At 50.7% G+C, this 20,553-nt stretch carries 18 protein-coding genes; 2 read left to right on the top strand and 16 right to left on the bottom strand.

Translation table 11 applies throughout. The annotated features are described in order from the left end of the window. Positions 1–7: 7 nt before the first annotated feature. From BFP76_RS06535 to BFP76_RS06460, 16 genes are all read right to left on the bottom strand, one after another. Positions 8–1,615, bottom strand: a complete 1,608-nt coding sequence (locus BFP76_RS06535) for a carboxyl transferase domain-containing protein (RefSeq protein ID WP_099592371.1) — start codon at positions 1,613–1,615, stop codon at positions 8–10. Beyond that, positions 1,615–2,778 carry an acyl-CoA dehydrogenase family protein gene (locus BFP76_RS06530; protein ID WP_099592370.1) on the bottom strand — a complete coding sequence of 388 codons (1,164 nt, stop codon included), beginning with the start codon at positions 2,776–2,778 and terminating at the stop codon, positions 1,615–1,617. Before BFP76_RS06530 ends, BFP76_RS06535 begins: the two co-directional genes overlap by 1 nt. Further along, the gene (locus BFP76_RS06525) at positions 2,778–3,383 is read right to left on the bottom strand and encodes a TetR/AcrR family transcriptional regulator (protein WP_099592369.1); all 606 of its coding nucleotides are present in this window, start codon (positions 3,381–3,383) and stop codon (positions 2,778–2,780) included. Before BFP76_RS06525 ends, BFP76_RS06530 begins: the two co-directional genes overlap by 1 nt. An 82-nt stretch (positions 3,384–3,465) precedes the next feature. Next, complete coding sequence (locus BFP76_RS06520) at positions 3,466–4,236, bottom strand: enoyl-CoA hydratase (RefSeq protein WP_099592368.1); 771 nt, start codon at positions 4,234–4,236, stop codon at positions 3,466–3,468. Between the two features lie 12 nt (positions 4,237–4,248). Then, entirely contained in the window at positions 4,249–5,280 is a 1,032-nt protein-coding gene (locus BFP76_RS06515; protein ID WP_099592367.1) for an enoyl-CoA hydratase/isomerase family protein, read from the bottom strand. Further along, the gene (locus BFP76_RS06510) at positions 5,281–6,429 is read right to left on the bottom strand and encodes an acyl-CoA dehydrogenase family protein (RefSeq protein WP_099592366.1); all 1,149 of its coding nucleotides are present in this window, start codon (positions 6,427–6,429) and stop codon (positions 5,281–5,283) included. It lies immediately after the preceding gene. A 14-nt stretch (positions 6,430–6,443) separates the two neighbouring features. Continuing rightward, complete coding sequence (locus tag BFP76_RS06505; protein ID WP_099592365.1) at positions 6,444–7,211, bottom strand: SDR family NAD(P)-dependent oxidoreductase; 768 nt, start codon at positions 7,209–7,211, stop codon at positions 6,444–6,446. Further along, entirely contained in the window at positions 7,208–8,389 is a 1,182-nt protein-coding gene (locus BFP76_RS06500) for a thiolase family protein (RefSeq protein ID WP_099592364.1), read from the bottom strand. Before BFP76_RS06500 ends, BFP76_RS06505 begins: the two co-directional genes overlap by 4 nt. Before the next feature lie 22 nt (positions 8,390–8,411). Beyond that, the gene (locus BFP76_RS06495; RefSeq protein WP_099592363.1) at positions 8,412–9,380 is read right to left on the bottom strand and encodes an NAD(P)H-dependent flavin oxidoreductase; all 969 of its coding nucleotides are present in this window, start codon (positions 9,378–9,380) and stop codon (positions 8,412–8,414) included. Positions 9,381–9,402: 22 nt separating this feature from the next. Continuing rightward, on the bottom strand, positions 9,403–10,617 hold the full coding sequence (locus tag BFP76_RS06490) for a phenylacetate--CoA ligase family protein (RefSeq protein ID WP_099592362.1): 1,215 nt from the start codon (positions 10,615–10,617) through the stop codon (positions 9,403–9,405). Then, entirely contained in the window at positions 10,617–11,441 is an 825-nt protein-coding gene (locus BFP76_RS06485; protein ID WP_099592361.1) for an ABC transporter ATP-binding protein, read from the bottom strand. Before BFP76_RS06485 ends, BFP76_RS06490 begins: the two co-directional genes overlap by 1 nt. A gap of 69 nt (positions 11,442–11,510) precedes the next feature. After that, positions 11,511–12,797, bottom strand: coding sequence for an ABC transporter substrate-binding protein (locus BFP76_RS06480; protein WP_099592360.1), 1,287 nt, complete (start codon positions 12,795–12,797; stop codon positions 11,511–11,513). A 58-nt stretch (positions 12,798–12,855) separates the two neighbouring features. After that, entirely contained in the window at positions 12,856–13,932 is a 1,077-nt protein-coding gene (locus BFP76_RS06475) for a branched-chain amino acid ABC transporter permease (RefSeq protein ID WP_099592359.1), read from the bottom strand. A 2-nt stretch (positions 13,933–13,934) separates the two neighbouring features. After that, positions 13,935–14,933 (bottom strand): branched-chain amino acid ABC transporter permease, encoded by a 999-nt coding sequence (locus tag BFP76_RS06470; protein WP_099592358.1) that lies wholly within the window; start codon positions 14,931–14,933, stop codon positions 13,935–13,937. Positions 14,934–14,969: 36 nt separating this feature from the next. Continuing rightward, positions 14,970–15,785 (bottom strand): ABC transporter ATP-binding protein, encoded by an 816-nt coding sequence (locus tag BFP76_RS06465; protein ID WP_099592357.1) that lies wholly within the window; start codon positions 15,783–15,785, stop codon positions 14,970–14,972. After that, complete coding sequence (locus tag BFP76_RS06460) at positions 15,782–17,743, bottom strand: AMP-binding protein (protein ID WP_205661385.1); 1,962 nt, start codon at positions 17,741–17,743, stop codon at positions 15,782–15,784. Before BFP76_RS06460 ends, BFP76_RS06465 begins: the two co-directional genes overlap by 4 nt. A 177-nt stretch (positions 17,744–17,920) precedes the next feature. Between BFP76_RS06460 and BFP76_RS06455 the strand changes: the two genes are divergently transcribed. Beyond that, entirely contained in the window at positions 17,921–19,843 is a 1,923-nt protein-coding gene (locus tag BFP76_RS06455; RefSeq protein WP_099592355.1) for a PAS-domain containing protein, read from the top strand. After that, positions 19,840–20,550 (top strand): response regulator transcription factor, encoded by a 711-nt coding sequence (locus tag BFP76_RS06450; RefSeq protein ID WP_099592354.1) that lies wholly within the window; start codon positions 19,840–19,842, stop codon positions 20,548–20,550. The genes BFP76_RS06455 and BFP76_RS06450 overlap by 4 nt, the downstream gene beginning before the upstream one ends. Positions 20,551–20,553 lie beyond the last annotated feature (3 nt).

Here is a 20,553-nt window from a genome sequence, read left to right as displayed (position 1 = left end):
GATCCCCTTACATGCGGAACACGCCAAACTGCGTGTCCTCGATTGGTTGGTTCAATGCCGCAGATAGCGACAACGCAAGCACATCACGCGAATGGCGTGGATCAATGATCCCATCATCCCAGAGCCGTGCAGAGGCATAGAGCGGGTGCGATTGTTCTTCGAACATATCAATGGTGGGTTGTTTGAATGCGGCTTCTTCTTCTGCTGACCAAGTGCCACCTTTGCGTTCAATCGCATCGCGGCGCACAGTGCCAAGCACCCCTGCCGCCTGTTCGCCACCCATCACGGAAATCCGTGAATTTGGCCATGTCCACAAAAACCGTGGGGAATAGGCACGACCACACATGCCATAATTGCCCGCACCAAACGAGCCACCCACCAACATTGTGATTTTGGGCACATTGGTTGTGGCAACGGCGGTGACAAGTTTCGCACCATCCTTGGCAATGCCACCTGTTTCGTATTTTTCACCCACCATGAACCCTGTGATATTTTGCAAAAACACCAATGGGATTTTACGCTGGCTGCACAGTTGCACAAAATGCGCACCCTTAAGCGCGGATTCGGAAAACAACACGCCATTATTGGCGATAATGCCAATGGGCATGCCTTTGACATGGGCAAAACCACAGACCAGCGTTGTGCCATATCGTGCCTTGAATTCATCAAAGCGGCTGCCGTCCACCAGACGTGCGATCACCTCGCGGATATCATATGGGGTTTTCAAATCCGCCGGCACAACACCAAGGATTTCGGATGGATCATAAAGCGGGTCTTCTGGTGTTTGAAATTCGATATTTGGATTTTTGGGGCGGTTCAAATTCCCCACTGCTTGGCGTGCCAAGGCAAGCGCATGTGCATCATCATCCGCCAGATAATCCGCAACACCCGACAGGCGGGTATGGACATCACCACCGCCAAGGTTTTCGGCCGAAACAACCTCGCCCGTTGCGGCCTTGACCAATGGCGGACCTGCAAGGAAAATCGTGCCCTGTTCGCGCACAATGATCGTCACATCAGACATGGCGGGCACATATGCACCCCCTGCCGTGCACGACCCCATCACCACCGCGATTTGGGGAATACCCATGGCCGACATATTCGCCTGATTGAAAAAGATACGGCCAAAATGATCGCGATCGGCAAAAACTTCGTCTTGGTTTGGCAGGTTGGCACCGCCACTATCGACCAGATAAACGCAAGGCAGATTATTTTGCTGTGCAATTTCTTGGGCGCGAAGGTGTTTTTTCACCGACATCGGGAAATATGTGCCCCCCTTCACGGTGGCATCATTGCAAATCACCATCACATCGCGCCCAGACACACGCCCAATACCCGCAATCATCCCCGCCGATGGACATGCACCATCGTACAAACCGTTGGCGGCGAACAAGCCGACCTCGAGAAACGGGGAACCTGGATCAAGCAAGCCTTGAACGCGGTCACGGGGCAACATTTTGCCACGCGATAAATGGCGTTCGCGTGGGCCATCGCCGCCCCCCGCCATTGCGGTGTTGGCGGCATTTTCAATACCACCCATCGCCGATAAATGCGCCGCCGTGTTGGCGGTAAAGCTTTCGGAATTTGGTGAAATTTGTGAACGAAGGATTGCCATTATGCCATCGCCGCCAAGAGTTCACGCCCGATCAACATGCGGCGAATTTCCGATGTGCCTGCACCGATTTCCATCAATTTGGCATCGCGGAACAGGCGAGATACCACGCTTTCGTTCATGAACCCTGTGCCACCCATGGCCTGTACGGCCTGATGGGCGACTGTCATGGCCTCTTCTGACGCGTAAAGCACACATGCGGCGGCATCTTGGCGGGTAACTTCGCCGCGATCACAGGCCTTCGCGACCTCGTAAACATAGGCGCGGGCGGAGTTCATTTTGGTGTACATATCCGCGATTTTACCCTGCATCAGTTGGAATGAACCAATTGGTTTTCCAAACTGTTTGCGTTCCACCATATACGGCATGACCTCATCCAAACAGGCCGCCATAATGCCAAGGCCAATGCCAGAAAGAACAACGCGTTCGTAATCAAGGCCAGACATCAAAACATTGACGCCTTTGCCCTCTTCACCAAGGATATTTTCAAATGGTACTTCGACATTTTCAAACACCAATTCGACGGTGTTTGATCCGCGCATACCCAATTTATCAAAATGTTTGGATTGGCTGAAACCGGGCATGTCTTTTTCGATCAAAAATGCGGTCATGCCCTTGGATCCTGCGTCGGGATCGGTTTTGGCGTACACCACCAATGTGTTCGCCTCGCCCCCGTTTGTGATCCAAAATTTCGTGCCGTTTAATGTGTAATACCCGTTCTTTTTTTCCGCCTTGAGCTGCATACCAACAACATCGGAACCCGCACCGGCCTCTGACATCGCCAATGCGCCAACACGCGTACCAGAAATTAAATCTGGCAGGTATTTTTGTTTCTGCTCAGCCGTGCCGTTCAGATTGATTTGGTTGACGCAAAGGTTGGAATGCGCACCATATGACAGCGACACAGATGCGGATGCGCGCGCGACCTCTTCCACTGCGACAACATGGGCAAGATATCCCATTTCAACGCCGCCAAATTCAACGGGAACGGTGATGCCATGCATCCCCATTTCACCCATTTCCGCCCAAAGTTCGGCAGGAAATTCGTTATCCACATCGGTTTTTTCCGCCAGCGGTTTAATGCGATCCTGTGCAAAACGATGCATCGTTTCGCGCAATGCGTTGATGTCTTCACCAAGGTCGAATTTCATAGATGCGTTAAACATTACAGTTCCTCCAGCTTGCATCCCACAGCGCGCAAAATGAATGCGGCATAGGTATTTTCAATGTCTTTGGCCGACAAGCGACCCGTTGTTTTAAACCAAGTATTCACACCCGTCAGGCTGGCCAATACGGCCATTGTTGCGACATGGGCATCATCAATTTCAAATTGGCCACTGGCCTGTCCCGCATCGATTATGGATCGCGGAATTTGTTCATATTCGCGGCGCAGGGTTTCGATGGCCTCAAAATTATCAGGTTCCAATGCCCGCAGTTCCATATAGGAAATGAACACCTGATCGGGGCGGGCGATATTGTATCGAATGTGAAACCGCGCAAAATGGGCAAGCGCGGCGGCGGGTGCCATTCCCGCGCTGTTTTCATCCCTCCACGCATCCAACAGACCCGTCATGTGATCCGCCATAAGGCGATGCAAAATCGCCTGTTTGGTGGGGAAATGGTTGTAAATTGCGGATGCGTTCACCCCCACCGCATCGGCAATCATGCGCATGGAGACGGCCGCATAACCAAGGCGTGCGATCAATGCCAGACTTTCATCCAAAATACGATCGGCGGTTTTAAAACCAGTTGAACCCTTGGGGCGTGCCATGCGAAACCTTCATTAATGAACGTTCGTTCATTTAATCAGACACAGGCACGCAAATCAAGGATTCTGTTGGTAATGATCGTGCTTATTTGCCTTTGAATTCGGCTTTTCGTTTCTCTGCGAATGCCGCCATGCCTTCTTTTTGATCTTCGGTGGCGAACATGGATTGGAATACGCGGCGTTCAAACATCAAACCTTCGCGCAGGCTGGATTCCAATGCACGTTCCACGGTTTCGCGTGCCATCATCACACTTGGCTTACCAAAGGATGCGATTGTTTCCGCGGCCTTCATGGTTTCGGCCATCAGTTCATCATTGGCAATCACACGTGCGGCCAGACCTGAACGTTCGGCCTCTGCTGCGTCCATCATGCGGCCTGTCAGGATCATATCCATGGCTTTGCTTTTGCCCACAAGTTTGGTCAGGCGTTGCGACCCACCCATGCCCGGCATCACGCCCAGCTTGATTTCAGGTTGTCCAAACTGCGCGGATTCAGCGGCGAAAATCATATCGCACATCATCGCCAATTCACAGCCACCGCCCAGCGCATAACCCGCAACAGCGGCGATTTTTGGTGTGCGCATTGCGCCAAATTTATCCCAATCTGCAAACAGATCATTGGTGAAAACATCCATATATGTTTTGCTGCCCATTTCCTTGATATCCGCCCCTGCGGCGAATGCCTTTTCATTGCCTGTTAAAACAAAACAGCCAACGGATGGATCACGATCAAGCGGGACGAGCGTTTCAACGATCTCTTCCATGATTTCTTGGTTCAAGGCATTGAGTGCCTTTGGACGGTTCAGTTCAACCAGAACAACGCCGCCGGTTTGGGTTACTTTGATAGAATTTGGCATCGGGGGGATTCCTTATAGGTTCAAGTCGCCATCTGGCGCGGGTTGCATCAATTCGTCAATCAATGATTGGGGAATATCGGCGATGGATTTGTAACGCCAATTTGGATTGCGATCTTTGTCGATCAACATGGCACGCACGCCCTCAATAAAATCGCTTTGCTCGGCACAACGTGACACAAATCGATATTCATTGCGAAGCGCCATTTTGATATCGCCACCACGTGCAGCACGGATTAATTCCAGTGACATTACCGCCGACAATGGTGCGCCGTGGGATATTTGTTTGCGTGTTTTCGCACCCCATTCGGTGTCATCACCATCAAGGGCCGCATTGATTTGCGCCATATCGGGCAAACCAAACACCGCATCAATTGTGGATTGCTGATCGGCAAGTGTGCTGTTTGGTGGGGTTTGGACAAAATTTGCAATCACGCCCACATCACCCGTTTTCACCAGTTCATCCAGCAACGCGGGCAATTGTTCATGTGGCACATAAAAATCGGCCTGCCCCGCATAAATGCAATCAGCGCCGTTCATACGTGCACCTGTGATGCCCAGATATTCACCCAATGATCCTGGCGCATTTGCCAGCAAATATGTGCCCCCAACATCTGGGATCAAACCGATTGCGCATTCGGGCATGGCAAACATGGTGCGATCGGTGACAATGCGATGTGATCCGTGCGCGGACACACCAACGCCCCCGCCCATCACAATGCCGTCCATCAATGCAACATAGGGTTTTGGAAATGCGGCGATCATCGCATTCACACGATACTCATCGCGCCAAAATTTATGACCAAAAGCGATATTACCAGCAAGGCTTTCGTGATAAAGCTGGGTTACATCACCGCCTGCGCAAAATGCCTTGTCCCCTGTCGCATCAATCACCACCGCCTTGATCGTATCATCCGTGGCCCAAGCGACAAGTGCGGGTTCCATTGCATCGACCATGCCTTGGGTTAATGCATTCAACGCCCTTGGGCGGTTTAACGTGATATGGCCGATATGCCCGTTTTGGCGGATCAGGATTTCGTCATCCATTTAATTGCCTCGTTCTGCCAGCAATGTGCGTGCGGTGATTAAATTCATCACCTCTGATGTGCCCTCTAGGATTTGGTGCACACGCAGATCACGCACGATTTTTTCGACTTTGTAATCTTGCAAATATCCATAACCGCCGTGCAATTGTAACGCCTCATTAGCAACGCGGCTTGCAGCCTCTGTCACGAATTTCTTGGCCATGGCGCAATGTTTTGTGGCGTCCGGTTGGGCGGTGTCCAATTTCCACGCTGCTTGGCGCAAAAACACCCGCGCGGCCTGAAGCTCGATTTCCATTTCGGCCAATTTGAATTGCAATGCTTGGAATTGATCAAGCGTTTTGCCAAATGCCTTGCGCTCGCCCACATAGGCAAGCGCCATATCAAGTGCGGATTGCGCCGCCCCCAATGCACAGGCCGCAATGTTTAGGCGCCCACCATCAAGGCCCTCCATTGCGTATTTGAAACCTTTGCCTTCTTCACCCAGCAAATTATGCGCAGGGATTTCGCAATTATCCATTTGTACCTGTGCGGTTGGCTGTGCTTTCCAGCCCATCTTTTTTTCAAGCGCGCCAAACGATAAACCGTTGGCACCATCGGAAACCAGTGCGGTTGAAATACCCTTTGGCCCTGCCTCGCCCGTGCGACACATCACAACGTACAGATCGGCAAAACCGCCACCCGAAATAAATGCCTTGTTTCCCGTCAGCGCATAGCCCCCATCGGTTTTTTCCGCTTTGGTGCGAAGTGCGGCCGCATCGGAACCAGACCCCGGTTCGGTTAAACAGTAAGCTGCGATTTTTTCCATGGAAATCAGTTTAGGCAGCCATTCATCCTTGGCCTGATCGGCGCCATATTTTGCCACCATATTGGTGCACATATTATGGATCGACAGGAATGCTGCAACCGATGGGCAGGCCGCGCTCAATGCTTCGAAAATCAGGGTTGCATCAAGGCGTGATAACCCCGTGCCGCCTTGATCCTCTGGCACATAAAGTGCGGCAAAGCCAAGTTCTGCGGCACCTTCCAAAACGCTACGCGGGATTGCGCCCGCCTCTTCCCAATCATAGGCGAACGGGGCGATATGTTCCTGACCAAAGGCATAAGCCGTGTCAAAAAACATTAGTTGTTCTTCTGAAAGTCCAAAATCCATGATCGATCCTTGGGTTATCTAGGTGCCATACGGATCGCACCATCAAGGCGGATCACTTCGGCATTAAGCATCGCATTTTCCACCATATGGCGGGCAAGTGATGCGTATTCTTCGGGCGCGCCAAGGCGCGATGGAAATGGAATGTCAGCGGCCAATGCATCTTGCACCTCTTGTGGGAATGCCTTGACCATGGGTGTTCCAAAAATTCCCGGTGCGATGGCGTTGACGCGCACACCTTTGTCCGACAGATCACGCGCCATGGGCAACGTCATCCCAACGATGCCACCCTTGGATGCGGAATAGGCGATTTGCCCGATTTGCCCATCATATGCCGCAACCGATGCGGTGTTGATGATAACCCCGCGTTCACCATCGGCGTTTAATGCACCGCTTGCCGCCATGCCCTCTGCCGCTTGGCTGGCGGTGTTGAATGATCCGATCAGGTTCACACCGATGGTTTTGGCAAACAATGCGGGATCGTGCGCTGCACCGCGTGATACGGTTTTACGCGCCGGTGCGATGCCCGCGCAATTGATCAAGATGCGTTCTTGGCCATGTGCCGCACGTGCTGTTTTGAACCCGTCCGCGACAGACGCCGGATCGGACACATCCACATGCGCATAGATACCACCAATTTCAGCGGCAACCGCATTGCCCATTTCATCGTTGAGATCAAAAATCGCAACCTTTGCGCCCAGATTGGCAAACATCACCGCACAGGCATGGCCCAAACCAGATGCGCCACCAGTGACGACAACGGGGGTATTTTTATCAATAATCATACGCGTTCAATGGCGATGGCCAAACCTTCGCCGCCTCCGATACAAATTGCGGCGATACCGCGTTTCAGGTCGCGTTTTTCAAGCGCGTTCAGCAAGGTCACGATAATACGCGTACCCGATGCACCGATGGGATGACCCAGCGCACAAGCACCGCCATTGACGTTGATTTTTTCGCGCGGGATGTTCAATTCATGCATGAACGCCATGGGCACAACGGCGAATGCTTCGTTGACCTCCCACAGATCCACATCATCAACCGACCAGCCGAGTTTTTCCAATAGCTTTTGCGCCGCTGGCACGGGTGCGGTTGTGAACCATTCGGGTGCATGTGCATGACCCGCCGATCCCACGATCCGTGCGCGAATGTTCAAACCCTTGGCCTTGGCCACATCTTCGGCGGCGATCACCATTGCGGCGGCACCATCTGAAATGGATGAAGCGTTTGCCGCCGTCACCGTGCCATCCTTTGCAAATGCAGGGCGCAGTTGTGGAATTTTTTCTGGGCGTGCCTTTGCAGGTTGTTCATCAGCAGAAACAGTTGTTTCGCCACGGCGCGTTTTAATGGTGACGGGGAAAATTTCGCCATCGAAAGCACCGGATTTTTGCGCATCCAACGCGTTGGACAATGATTTGAGGGCATATTCATCCTGTGCTTCGCGGGTGAACTGGTATTTCTGGGCACACATTTCGGCGAAATGCCCCATCAATTTACCCTTGTCATATGCATCTTCCAAACCATCAAGGAACATATGATCCAACATGGTGGTGTGACCAAGGCGTGCGCCACCGCGTGCGTTGGGTGCCAAATACGGGGCGCGTGTCATACTTTCCATGCCACCTGCAACAACGATGTCGTTGCTGCCTGCTTTGATTTGATCGGTGGCCATGGATACGGTTTTCATGCCCGATCCGCAAACCTTGTTAACCGTGGTTGCGGGTGTGTTTTCGCCCAGTTCGGCAAAAATGCCCGCTTGGCGTGCGGGCGCTTGGCCTACACCCGCTGGCAATACACAACCCATTAGCAATTCGTCGATATCAGCGGCAGAGGCGCCAGCATTTGTTAACGCCGCTTTGATTGCATCTGCGCCCAAATCGGGTGATGCAACATCGGACAGATCGCCCTGAAATCCCCCGATGGGGGTGCGTGCAGCGCCCGCGATTACAACTGATTTTGTCATGATGTCACCTTTCGTACAGTGATTAATTCTGGGTAAATGGCGTTCCCGCCAATAAGGTTTCAGCGCCCGCCATGATATCATTCATAATTTCGCTGGTCGGGCGTATTTCGTTGATGATCCCCACGGCCTCGCCCACGATGGGGTTGGCGATTTTGGGGTTCCCTGCGGCAAGGGCCGCGTTCCATTGATCAATTGCGGCACGATCCTTGCGAAGCGCATCTTCGGCCCCGTGCCACTGATTGGAAAATTCGTTTTTCATCACGCGGATATTATATCGCGCAGGCCAGTTTTTATTGCGCGTAATATCAATCACCGTGGTGCGCAACGTTTGATCGCCATCCGCCGCCATCGCCGCGTTTTGCATATTTTGATGTGCCAAACATTCACCGCTGGCCCAAAAGCGTGAACCGATCACAACGCCATCTGCACCCAACATCAATGCCGCCGCAAGCCCGCGCCCATCGGCGATTCCACCTGCGGCACATAGCAATGTTTGCGGGGAATGGGCGGCGATATAATCCGCGACCTCTGGCACAAATGACATGGTGGCACGTGTTTGGCCGTGGCCGCCACCTTCGCTGCCTTGGGCAACAATTATATCTGCACCTGCATCAATTGCGGCGCGTGCATCGGCCATGGTTTGCACCTGTGCGATCATCACCGCACCTGTCGATTTAATTTTATCGACATAGGGTGCAACATTGCCAAAGGATAAAAACACAGCGCGCGGTTTATGTGCCAATGCGATATCAAGCACCATTGGATTTTCATCCAGCGCCCATGTGATAAACCCAACCCCGATGGGCGCATCACCTGCGTTGGCCAATTCTGTTTTCAACCAATCGCCATCGCCATAACCGCCCCCGATCAAACCCAAACCACCCGCGTTTGAAACGCTGGCCGCCAATGTGCCACCCGCAGCCATCGCCATAGGTGCCAATATAATAGGATGCTGGATGCCCAGCAATTTTGTTAATCGGGTGTGAATCATACCAGTCCTTGGTTTTGAAACCCTAGGTTAGGTCGCGTTTATCTTGAATGACAAGTCCATCTTTTGGCAAAGCATCTTTCGCAACGATTTCGATTTCTGCACGCAATTTTAATACGTCACGCACCGCGTTTTCGAAATGTTTTTCATCACTGTGGTCGGTTTCAAGACGCACCGTCATATTGTCGGTGCTGCCATCATGCGTAACCTCGATACGTGCCTTGTGGATTTCGGGGTGGCGTTCGATCAAGGTGGCCACCTGTTCGGGGCGTACAAACATGCCCTTAACCTTGGTCGCTTGATCGGCGCGCCCTTGCCAACCAGCGATACGCATATTGGTGCGCCCACATGGTGAAACACCTGTGATGATCGACGACATGTCGCCCGTGGCAAATCGAATGAGCGGATAATCGGGATTGAGTGTTGTAACGACAACCTCGCCAATTTCACCAGGTGCAACAGGAATGCCTGTGCCCGGGGTGACGATTTCAACAATCACGCCCTCGTCCACAATCATGCCATCCATCGCATCCGTTTCATAAGCGATATGCCCCAAATCAGCGGTTGCATAACATTGCAAACAGCTGATCCCGCGATCAATGTAATATTGGCGAAGCTGTGGAAACAACGGCCCGCCGCTTACCATTGATTTGGTGATCTTTGACAGATCAAGGCCAAGCGCATCGCCCTTTTCCAAGATCATTTTCAAAAAATCGGGCGTGCCTGCGTATGCTGTTACACCGATATCGGCGGCAACGCGTGCCTGTTGTTCGGTTTGGCCTGTTCCTGCTGGGAAAATTGTTGCCCCAATCGCCGCGGCACCATTTTCAAACATCATTCCAGCAGGGGTGAAATGATATGAAAAGGTGTTTTGCACAATGTCATCTGCGGTTAATCCCGCCGCATGCATATAGCGCCCAAACCGCCACCAATCAGGGCTGGTGTTGCCAATTTCATAAATCGGACCAGGTGATTGAAACACATGACGCGCAGCGGACACATCACCATAACCACCCAAAGGTGGATGTTTCTTTTGCGCCGATGATAATGCGGATTTGCGCAAAACTGGCAGGCCAACCAGATCATCGGCACTGGTGATTTTCGCGCCGTCAATCCCCGCCAAACCCGCCGATTGCGCGGTGGTTTGCGCACGCGCAATCTGTGCAGGCAATGCGATTGCCAGATCATTTGCGCGTTGATCCGCAGAACGGGTTTCAAGCGCATCGTAATATTTTGTCATTAGCTGAGCCACCTTTTACGACGACGATATGAACGCACATCACGAAAGGATTTGCGCCCCTCGTCCGACATGCCAAGATAGAATTCTTTTACATCTGGGTTTTCGCGCAATTCGGCGGCGGGGCCATCCATCACCACACGACCAGATTCCAAAATGTAACCGTAATGCGCAAAGCGCAGCGCGACATTGGTGTTTTGTTCTGCGAGCAGGAATGAAACTCCTTCTTTTTCATTCAAGTCTTTCACGATGCCAAAAATTTCTTCGACCAATTGCGGCGCGAGCCCCATAGATGGTTCGTCCAATAAAACGGTTTCAGGGCGCGACATGAGTGCGCGACCAATAGCAACCATTTGTTGTTCACCACCCGAAGTATATCCCGCCTGTGATTTGCGCCGTTCGCGCAAGCGGGGGAAATATTCGTAAACCATTTCCAAATCTTGCGCCAATTCGGCGCGGCTGGCACGGCGTGTATATGAACCCGTCATCAGGTTTTCTTCGACGGTGAGGTGTTCGAAACAATGACGGCCTTCCATCACCTGAATAACACCTGATTTTACCAATGCAGCGGGGTTCAAATCGGCAACGGCATTGCCGCGATATTTGATCGACCCTTTGGTGACTTCGCCGCGTTCAGAATGCAGCAGGTTTGAAATTGCCTTGAGCGTTGTGGTTTTCCCTGCGCCATTGCCCCCCAATAATGCGGTGATACCACCCTTTGGGACGGACAGGCTGACACCTTTGAGAACAAGGATCACGTGATTATAAATCACCTCGATATTGTTCACCTCAAGCAGTGTTTCTGAATTTTCTGTTGTGTCTAGCATGGTTCACAAAACCCTTTATTTAGCGGTGCCCTTGGCCGCATGGGCCAAGGGCGTTGGTTTTTGATTTGCTTATTTACAGCGTTCTTCGATGTTGTTTTCAGCGGCGAATGCCATGCTGTCTTCAACGATCAAATCGCCAATCACTTCCATGTCAGATGGGGCGAAATCGGAAATCAATTTCCATTCCTTCGCGCCAGCATCCCACTGTGCCACGCCACCCAAACCTGGGCCGCCGTGGTTTTCACAAGACACGCTAAATGACGGGCCAAAGTTTGGCATGCCAAGGGCGGTCATCTTCGCCTCGTCAATGACCAATGCTTCCATACCGTCACGCATCATTGCCGGAGTGATGTCTTTTACACCATGGATTTCTTGGGCTGTTTTTGCGGCCTCTACCGCCAACATCGCCGCATAGAAACCGCGGTTATAAACTGCTGTGCCGATTTGATCGCCTGCACCCGCAGCATTACCCGGTTCCACAACGTATTTTTGAACGTCTGCAAAAACTGGATAGTCTTTGCCAACACCGTGGAATGTTAATGCCTTGTAACCATTGGCCGCATCGCCCGCTGGCAGAACGTCATGTTCACCACCTGACCACCAGATGCCGATGAAGTTTTCCATTGGGAAACGGATATTTGCCGCCTCTTGCACGGCAACTTGGTTCATCACACCCCAACCGTACATCACCACGTAATCGGGCTTTTCGCGGCGAATTTGAAGCCATTGTGATTTCTGCTCTTGGCCTGGGTGATCCACTGCAAGAAGGCTCAGCTTGAACCCATGCTTTTTGGACAATTCTTCCAAGGTGCGGATTGGTTCCTTACCATAGGCAGAGTTGTGATAAACAAGTGCAATTGTTTTGCCGTTAATGTCACCACCATTCAAATCCAAAATGTGGTTCACCGCGTTTGACGCACCATTCCAGTAGTTCGCTGGATAGTTAAACACGTTTGAAAACACCTTGCCATTGGCAGCGGACGTACGACCGTAACCCATTGTGTGCAATGGAATGCCGTCTGCCGTCACCTTTGGGATCAACTGATATGTGATACCTGTGGACAATGGTTGATAAACAAGCGCGCCTTCGCCCTTGGTTGATTCATAACATTCCACACCTTTTTCGGTGTTATAGCCCGTTTCACATTCGATCATTTTAATTGGTACACCGCCAATACCGCCATCGCGTGCGTTGACCATTGTGAAATAGTCGGCATAGCCATCAGCAAATGGAATACCACCCGCCGCATATGGCCCTGTGCGATAGCTGAGCGACGGGAACACAAGATCCGCCAACACAGGGCTTGCCATTGTCATTGCGGTCGCTGCAAAGGCGGCCAGTTTAGTCATTTTCATGTCGTTTTCCTCCCTAAGGTTGACATAAGTTCTGCGCCAAGGCGCAAATGATTTGGCCCTAATGTGGGAAGGGCCAAAGACGTAGTTTTTCCTTGGCCAAGCGCCACAATTGCGCAAGACCATGTGGTTCGACGATCAAGAACAGAACGATCAAGCCACCTACGATTACAAATTCAAAATGTGCCGCCAAATCCGTGGGCCAGCCAAGTTGCCCCACCATGACGTTTTTCAACAATACAGGCATCAATACCATGAATGCCGCACCGGCGAATGATCCAAAAATGGAACCCAACCCGCCGATAATCACCATGAACAAGATCAGGAATGATTTGGAAATTCCGAATGCTTCGCCAACCTCGGCCGCGCCAAGGTAAACCGCAAATAACATCGCCCCCGCAATCCCAATATAAAAGCTGGATACGCCAAATGCTGTCAGCTTGGTTTTCAACGGGTTCACCCCGATGATTTCCGCAGCAATATCCATATCGCGAATGGCCATCCATTTGCGCCCATTGGCACCGCGTGTCAGGTTACGCGCCGCCCATGCAAGGATCACAACAAAGCACAGGCAAAACAGATAGCTGACCGCAGGTAATGCATTCGCACCCGTCACGGCATAGCCAAATATCGAGCGTTCTGGTGCGGAAATTTGCCCCGATGCGGAATAGTTATAAAACCACGGCACCTTGTTAAATAGCCAGACTAGGAAAAATTGCGCGGCCAATGTGGCCACCGCCAAATAGAACCCTTTGATGCGCAAGGATGGCAGGCCAAATAGCATACCCACCAGCGCGGTAATACCACCCGACAAGAATATCACAAAGACGATATTAAGATCAGGAAACCCCGTCATCAATTTATATGCGGCATAGGCCCCAACGGCCATAAACCCACCCGATCCAAGGCTGACCTGACCGCAATATCCCGTCAGGATATTCAACCCAATCGCCGCAATAGCATAGATCAGGAACGGAAGCACAACCGCGTTAATCCAATAATCATTGATGATGAATGGCACCACCAAAAAGGCAAACGCCAATGTGATGAAATAACCCCAGCGATCAAACGCAATCGGGAATGTTTGTTGATCCTTGGCATAGGATGTTTTGAAATCACCTGCTTCGCGATAGATCATGATTACACCCTCTCGATAATTTTTTCGCCAAACAGACCTTGGGGTCTGAAGACAAGGAACAGTAATGCCAGCATATAGGCGAACCAGTTTTCTGTCGCGCCGCCCAAGAATGGCGCACCGATCAGAAATTCAAACATCTTTTCACCGACGCCGATAATCAACCCGCCGATGATCGCACCCGGGATGGATGTGAACCCACCCAGCATTAGAACCGGTAATGCCTTGAGCGCGATCAAGGACAGGGAGAATTGCACGCCTGATTTGGATCCCCACATGATCCCCGCAACCAGTGCGACAAAACCTGCAATCGACCAAACAATCACCCAGATTGTGCGCAGCGATATACCAACCGACAATGCCGCCTGATGGTCATCGGCCACCGCACGCAATGCGCGACCCGTTTTGGTGTATTGGCTAAATAAAACAAGGCTGGTCACAAGGATCGCCGCCAGAACAGTGGCCCAGATATCAAGGTTATCCAGATAGAAACCATAAAAATCTTCGCCGCCCAAAAAGGCTGTTTTTTCCTCAAGCCAGATATTGCCGCCCTGCGGAATGCCGACATCCAGTTTCTTGATGTCAGAACCCCACATCAGATCACCCAGACCTTCCATGAAATAGGCCAGACCAATTGTCGCCATGAACAGGATAATCGGTTCTTGGTTCACCAAATGTTTGAGAATGTATCGCTCCACAATAAAGGCGAATAATATCATCACGCCCAGCGCACATAGGATCGCCAGAAACGCAGGCATATGCCAGCCAAAATGGTGTAAATCCGTGCCAAAAATCGCATTGATCAGATGGGCAAACGGGATTTGTCCATTTTGAAACCCAACCAGTGTCAACGCTGCAAACAGCGCCATCACACCTTGGGCATAGTTGAAAATACCAGAAGCCTTGAAAATCAAAACAAAACCAAGGGCAACAAGGGAATACATCACCCCTGCCATCAGGCCGTTTAGGAAAACCTCGACCCCGAAATAGAAATTAGCGCTCATTGATTTACCCTCGTCTTGGGATTGCGTTGGGGAGTATTAATCATGTGCAACCCCCAGATAGGCGTCGATCACGTCTTGGTTTGTGCGCACCTCTTCGGGGGTGCCATCGCCAATTTTCTTACCGTAATCCATAACCACGACACGATCGGCGATATCCATCACCACGCCCATGTCATGTTCGATCAGGGCAATCGTGGTACCAAATTCATCATTCACATCCAGAATAAAGCGCGACATGTCTTCTTTTTCTTCGACATTCATGCCCGCCATGGGCTCATCAAGCAGCAATAATTTTGGTTCTGCCGCCAATGCACGCCCCAATTCCACACGTTTTTGCAAACCATAAGGCAAGCGACCAACAGGTGTTTTGCGGATGGTTTGAATTTCCAAAAAGTCGATGATTTTTTCGACCAGTTCGCGATTTTCAACTTCTTCGCGTTGCGCCGCACCCCACCATTTGATTTGGGAAAACATGCCCGTTTTCATATGAGTCAATCGCCCCGTCATGATATTATCAAGGGTCGACATGCCCTTGAACAACGCGATGTTTTGGAATGTGCGTGCGATACCTTGATGTGCAATTTGATGCGGGCGCATGGGGCCACGTTTTTCACCGCGAAAATGGACTTCGCCTTCTTGGGGGTGATAAAACCCGTTCATCACATTTAACATGGATGATTTGCCCGCACCATTTGGCCCGATGATCGCGCGAATTTCGCCTTCGCGGATATCAAAGGAAATATCCTTGATCGCAACAACGCCGCCAAAACGCAGCGTGATATTTTTCATTTCCATCACAGGGGCACCAATGGTGCGCCCGTCTGGGGTGATATAGCTGTCTATCGCGTTCATGCCGCCACCTTTGCGCGTTCAAAAACCGCAGCATCACGAATTTCAAGCGTCGCGGAAATGGAACCTTTGCGACCGTCTTCGTATGTGACTTCGGTTTTGGTGGAAATTTCGGTGCTGCCGTCGAACAATGCGGTCAACAGATCGTCGTATTTTTCCGCGATAATGTTGCGGCGTACCTTTTGCGTGCGGGTCAATTCGCCATCATCCGCATCCAGTTCTTTGTGCAAGATCAGGAACCGATGAATTTGACAACCCGATAACATTTCATCCTGTGCAACCGATGCGTTCACCTCTTCCACATGGGATTGGATCATTTTGTACACTTCGGGATGTGCAGCCAATTCTTGGTATGATGAATAGGCGATGTTGTTCCGCTCTGCCCAGTTACCAACGGCCGTGAGATCAATATTGATGAATGCAGTGCACATTTCGCGCCCGTTCCCAAACACCACACATTCCAAAATATTGGCAAAAAACTTGAGCTTGTTTTCAACGAATTTGGGGGCAAACATTGACCCGTCTTTCATTTTTCCAACATCCTTTGCGCGATCAATGATGCGCAAATGGCCAGATTCTTTTTCGATGAAACCTGCATCACCTGTGGCAACCCAACCTTGGGCATCTTTGGTGTCTGCGGTGCTTTCTGGGTTTTTGTGATATCGGACAAATGTGCCCGATGATCGGTAAAATACCTCGCCGTTTTCAGCGATTTTCAATTCAACACCTGGTGATGGGATGCCAACCGTATCGGCACGTACCTGTCCATCGGGTTGTTGGGTGATGAAAACAGAGGCTTCGGTTTGGCCGTAAAGCTGTTTAAGGTTTATGCCAAGCGAGCGGTAGAAATCGAAAATCTCAGGCCCGATTGCCTCGCCCGCGGTGTAGCCAAGACGCACACATGACAGACCAAGCGTGTTTTTCAGCGGGCCTGTCACAAACAATTTTGCCATTTGGTATTTGATGCGATCACCAAGCCCAACGGATTTCCCATCCAACAGGTTTGGCCCCACTTCTTTGGCGACATTCATGCCCCATTTAAACAACCGTTGTTTAAATTTGCCGGCATCTTCCATGCGGATTTGCACAGATGTTAGCACGCCTTCGAAATAGCGAGGTGGCGCAAAGAAATATGTTGGGCCCAATTCGCGTAGGTCATCCTGCATCGTGCTTTCGCTTTCGGGGCACGCGACGCAAAACCCAGACCAGTAAGCCTGTGAAATCGAAAAGATAAAATCACCAACCCACGCCATCGGCAGATAGGCCAACACGGAATCAGTGTGTTTCAGGCTGTCAAATTCAGATGTATTTTTACCTGTTTCAATAATGTTGCGATTGGATAAAACCACACCTTTGGGGCGCCCTGTTGTACCCGATGTATAGAGCATCACACAGGTATCATCGTAATTTGGCGCAGCCAATCGTGCATCCAATTCGCCCTGCAATTCAGCGGCCTTTGCCAAACCTTTGGCCTGAACATCCGTGAAATCGAACAACGCTTCGCGATCATATTTACGCATGCCACGCGGATCCAAAAAAATGATATTGGCCAGATTGGGCAACTGATCTTTGACATCGATCATTTTATCGACTTGTTCCTGATCCTCTGCCACGACAAGACGCGCAGAACAGTGATCCAAAACAAATGCCATTTCATCAGCAACCGCGTCTTTGTACAATGGGACAGGTATTGCGCCCACCGATTGCGCCGCCAACATTGACCAATAAAAATGCGGACGATTGCGCCCGACAATGGCGATGTGATCGCCTTGTTTAATACCAAGGGTTAAAAACCCAAGTGCGAGCGCGTGCACCTCTTTTGCGGTTTGCGCCCAAGTCCAGCTTTGCCAGATTCCAAATTCTTTTTCGCGATATGCTGGGGAATCCCCGTACATTTTTGCGTTTCGCGCCAATAATTTAGGCACGGTATCCAATTGTGGATCACCCATAGTCTCGGACATATTTCCTCCCAGCGTCTTGTCAGACGTGCACAGGGGCCGAATCCCTGTGCTATTCCTCAAGGTTACGCTGACATTTCAGTTTTGCAAAAATTTTTCGCAAATGTAACGAATTGTATCAACGCAAATTTTTTGCAAAATCACTGGTCATTCTGTGTCGCCCAATGATACCGATATGCCATGAAACGCAGCAGGCAAGATATCAGCGAAATGACCCAATCAGGGTTAAACCTGATCAAACAAGCAATTTCGATTTATGATGGCGATTTGCGTCTGGTTGTGTGCAATCAACGGTTCAAGGATATGTTCGGCCTGCCACAAAACCTGTTGGAACGGGGTGCGGATTTTGCTGATACCATTCGCTATCTGGCAACCAGCGGCGATTACGGCGTGGTGGATGATGTCGAAGAATTTGTGCGCGAACGCGTGGAACAGGCACGGGATTTTCAACCCCACTATGTTGAACGTGTGCGCGACAATGGTATGCATATTTCCGTCGAAGGCAGCCCGCTTCGCCAAGGTGGGTGGGTAACGGTTTACACCGACATCACCGAAATTCATCGCCAAGAAGACATGTTGCGCGGGCGCTCTGATGAACTCACCGCAAAGCTCATCGAACGCAGCCAAGAATTGGAACACACCAACCGCGCATTACAAGCCAGCATCACCGCATTAGAAGAAGCAAAGCGCGAATTAACGGAATCAGAGGCGCGCACCCAAATGACCGCGCAAATGATGCCCGCACATTTGGCGCATGTGGATATAAATGGGTATTATACCTATACCAATCGCAAATTGGGCACGGTTGTACCAAACCGCCCAGACGATATTGTTGGTATGCATTTTGAACAGGCTCTTGGATCAGAGGCATATGCCCATATCCTCCCTTATTTTAATGATGCATTAAATGGTGTGCCCAGCGTTTTTGAATTCGCACTGCCTGCGGATAACCGCAAGGTGCGTGTGGCATTCACACCTGATATCAATCCCGATGGCGAGGTGGACGGTGTATATCTTTTGTCGATGGATATCACCGCAGAATCCCAAGCCCGCGAGGCATTGACCCATGCGCGCCGGCGCGAATTGGCGGCGCAATTAACCAGCGGTCTAGCACATGATTTTGCCAATTTGCTTACAATTATTTTGGGTCAGCAAAACAAATTAGAAGCAATGGATTCACTGCCCAAAAATATTAGTGAAATTGTGGAAACGACAAAATCTGCGGCACTACGCGGTGGGGCGTTATTGGAAGGGTTGTCCAATATTTCTGCGCGGCGCAATCTGCGGCTTGGGGCGGTGAAACTTCCCGATTTTATCAAAAGTTTTTCACAATTGGCACATGCCGCGATCCCCACAGATGTCACCTTGGAAATTGTGAATTTATTGGGCGATAAAACGATATTGCTGGATCAGGGTTTTACCCAAGATGCGCTGTTGAATTTGGTTTTAAACGCATCAGAGGCGATGAACGGCAACGGACTTATTCGTGTCACGATACAATATGTGCATGAAAATTGGTTGGAGTTTAGCGTTTCTGACACAGGTCCAGGTTTCAGCGATGATGCATTATCCAATGCTTTTGCACCGTTTTACACCACCAAGAAAAACAATGCTGGGCGCGGTTTGGGATTATCCACCGTGTTTGATTACGCCAAAGTAAGCGATGGCCATGCCCGCATTGGCAATCACGATCAGGGAGGATTTGTCAAAATCCAAATCCCTTATCGCGAAGCGGAAATCGTGCCAGATGGGCTAGTTTTATTGGTAGAAGACACCGATGAAATTCGCCAAACCGTGCGGGGATATCTGCGCGAAATGGGTCATTCGGTGATCGAAGCCAAAAGTGGCGAAGAAGCAATGGGATTACTTAAAATTCCAAACCTGACCCATGTTGTGACCGATTTAATGCTGGCCGGGGATATGACTGGTTTTGATTTGGCACAGCATATGCGCGATTCTGATCAAGACACCCCCGTTTTGATTGTCACAGGATTACCGCAAAGCGATAAAATTCGACAAAAGGCACGCGCAACATTCCCTTTGCTTGGGAAACCGTTTAGCCAAGAAGAACTGCAACACATGTTCCAAAGTATTTCAAAATGACCCCGCAAAAATCCTTGATCACAATTCTGGACGACAGCCCCGAAATTCGTGAAATGTTATCCACCGCGCTCCAAGATGCGGGGTATGATACCAAAAGCTTTGGTCGATCTGGTGATTTTGAACGCGCAATTCGCACATTATCCCCCGATGTATGCTTGGTGGATTTGGGCCTGCCAGATAAGGACGGCTTGGCCTTGGTCAATCGTTTGGCATTGGAAAGTGGTGCGGCGGTGATCATCATATCAGGGCGCAATTTGGTGCAGGATAAAATTATCGGGCTGGAATTGGGTGCAGATGATTATATCACCAAACCCTTTGAAACCGCAGAAGTTGTGGCCCGCGTGCGCGCCCTGTTGCGCCGCAACACGCAAAAAACCGTTGAAACCGCATCACAAGTCGTGCGTTTTTCTGGCTGGACCGCGGATTTTGAACAATATCGGCTGACAGATGAAAATGGCAAAACGCAGGATTTATCCCACGCAGAAAGCAAGGTTTTACGCATCTTTTTGGATGCACCAAATCGTTTGATTACCCGCGATCAGATATTCACCGCATTGGATCAAACGGCGGGTGAAAATTTTGACCGTGCAATTGACGTGCGCGTATCGCGATTGCGCACCAAGCTGCGCGATGATCCGCAAAACCCACAAATCATCAAAACGATTTATGGCGCGGGATATATTTTTATTGGCAATGTAGAAAGCTAACAA

This window comes from Paramylibacter kogurei (assembly GCF_002742285.1).
GTDB lineage: Bacteria > Pseudomonadota > Alphaproteobacteria > Rhodobacterales > Rhodobacteraceae > Amylibacter > Amylibacter kogurei.
This window is presented reverse-complemented; position numbering and strand designations above follow the sequence as displayed.

Excerpts from the sequence above, each read along its gene's own strand:
- BFP76_RS06535 (WP_099592371.1), bottom strand. The coding sequence starts at position 1,615 with ATGGCAATCCTTCGTTCACAAATTTCACCAAATTCCGAAAGCTTTACC.
- BFP76_RS06530 (WP_099592370.1), bottom strand. The coding sequence starts at position 2,778 with ATGTTTAACGCATCTATGAAATTCGACCTTGGTGAAGACATCAACGCA.
- BFP76_RS06525 (WP_099592369.1), bottom strand. The coding sequence starts at position 3,383 with ATGGCACGCCCCAAGGGTTCAACTGGTTTTAAAACCGCCGATCGTATT.
- BFP76_RS06520 (WP_099592368.1), bottom strand. The coding sequence starts at position 4,236 with ATGCCAAATTCTATCAAAGTAACCCAAACCGGCGGCGTTGTTCTGGTT.
- BFP76_RS06515 (WP_099592367.1), bottom strand. The coding sequence starts at position 5,280 with ATGGATGACGAAATCCTGATCCGCCAAAACGGGCATATCGGCCATATC.
- BFP76_RS06510 (WP_099592366.1), bottom strand. The coding sequence starts at position 6,429 with ATGGATTTTGGACTTTCAGAAGAACAACTAATGTTTTTTGACACGGCT.
- BFP76_RS06505 (WP_099592365.1), bottom strand. The coding sequence starts at position 7,211 with ATGATTATTGATAAAAATACCCCCGTTGTCGTCACTGGTGGCGCATCT.
- BFP76_RS06500 (WP_099592364.1), bottom strand. The coding sequence starts at position 8,389 with ATGACAAAATCAGTTGTAATCGCGGGCGCTGCACGCACCCCCATCGGG.
- BFP76_RS06495 (WP_099592363.1), bottom strand. The coding sequence starts at position 9,380 with ATGATTCACACCCGATTAACAAAATTGCTGGGCATCCAGCATCCTATT.
- BFP76_RS06490 (WP_099592362.1), bottom strand. The coding sequence starts at position 10,617 with ATGACAAAATATTACGATGCGCTTGAAACCCGTTCTGCGGATCAACGC.
- BFP76_RS06485 (WP_099592361.1), bottom strand. The coding sequence starts at position 11,441 with ATGCTAGACACAACAGAAAATTCAGAAACACTGCTTGAGGTGAACAAT.
- BFP76_RS06480 (WP_099592360.1), bottom strand. The coding sequence starts at position 12,797 with ATGAAAATGACTAAACTGGCCGCCTTTGCAGCGACCGCAATGACAATG.
- BFP76_RS06475 (WP_099592359.1), bottom strand. The coding sequence starts at position 13,932 with ATGATCTATCGCGAAGCAGGTGATTTCAAAACATCCTATGCCAAGGAT.
- BFP76_RS06470 (WP_099592358.1), bottom strand. The coding sequence starts at position 14,933 with ATGAGCGCTAATTTCTATTTCGGGGTCGAGGTTTTCCTAAACGGCCTG.
- BFP76_RS06465 (WP_099592357.1), bottom strand. The coding sequence starts at position 15,785 with ATGAACGCGATAGACAGCTATATCACCCCAGACGGGCGCACCATTGGT.
- BFP76_RS06460 (WP_205661385.1), bottom strand. The coding sequence starts at position 17,743 with ATGTCCGAGACTATGGGTGATCCACAATTGGATACCGTGCCTAAATTA.
- BFP76_RS06455 (WP_099592355.1), top strand. The coding sequence starts at position 17,921 with ATGAAACGCAGCAGGCAAGATATCAGCGAAATGACCCAATCAGGGTTA.
- BFP76_RS06450 (WP_099592354.1), top strand. The coding sequence starts at position 19,840 with ATGACCCCGCAAAAATCCTTGATCACAATTCTGGACGACAGCCCCGAA.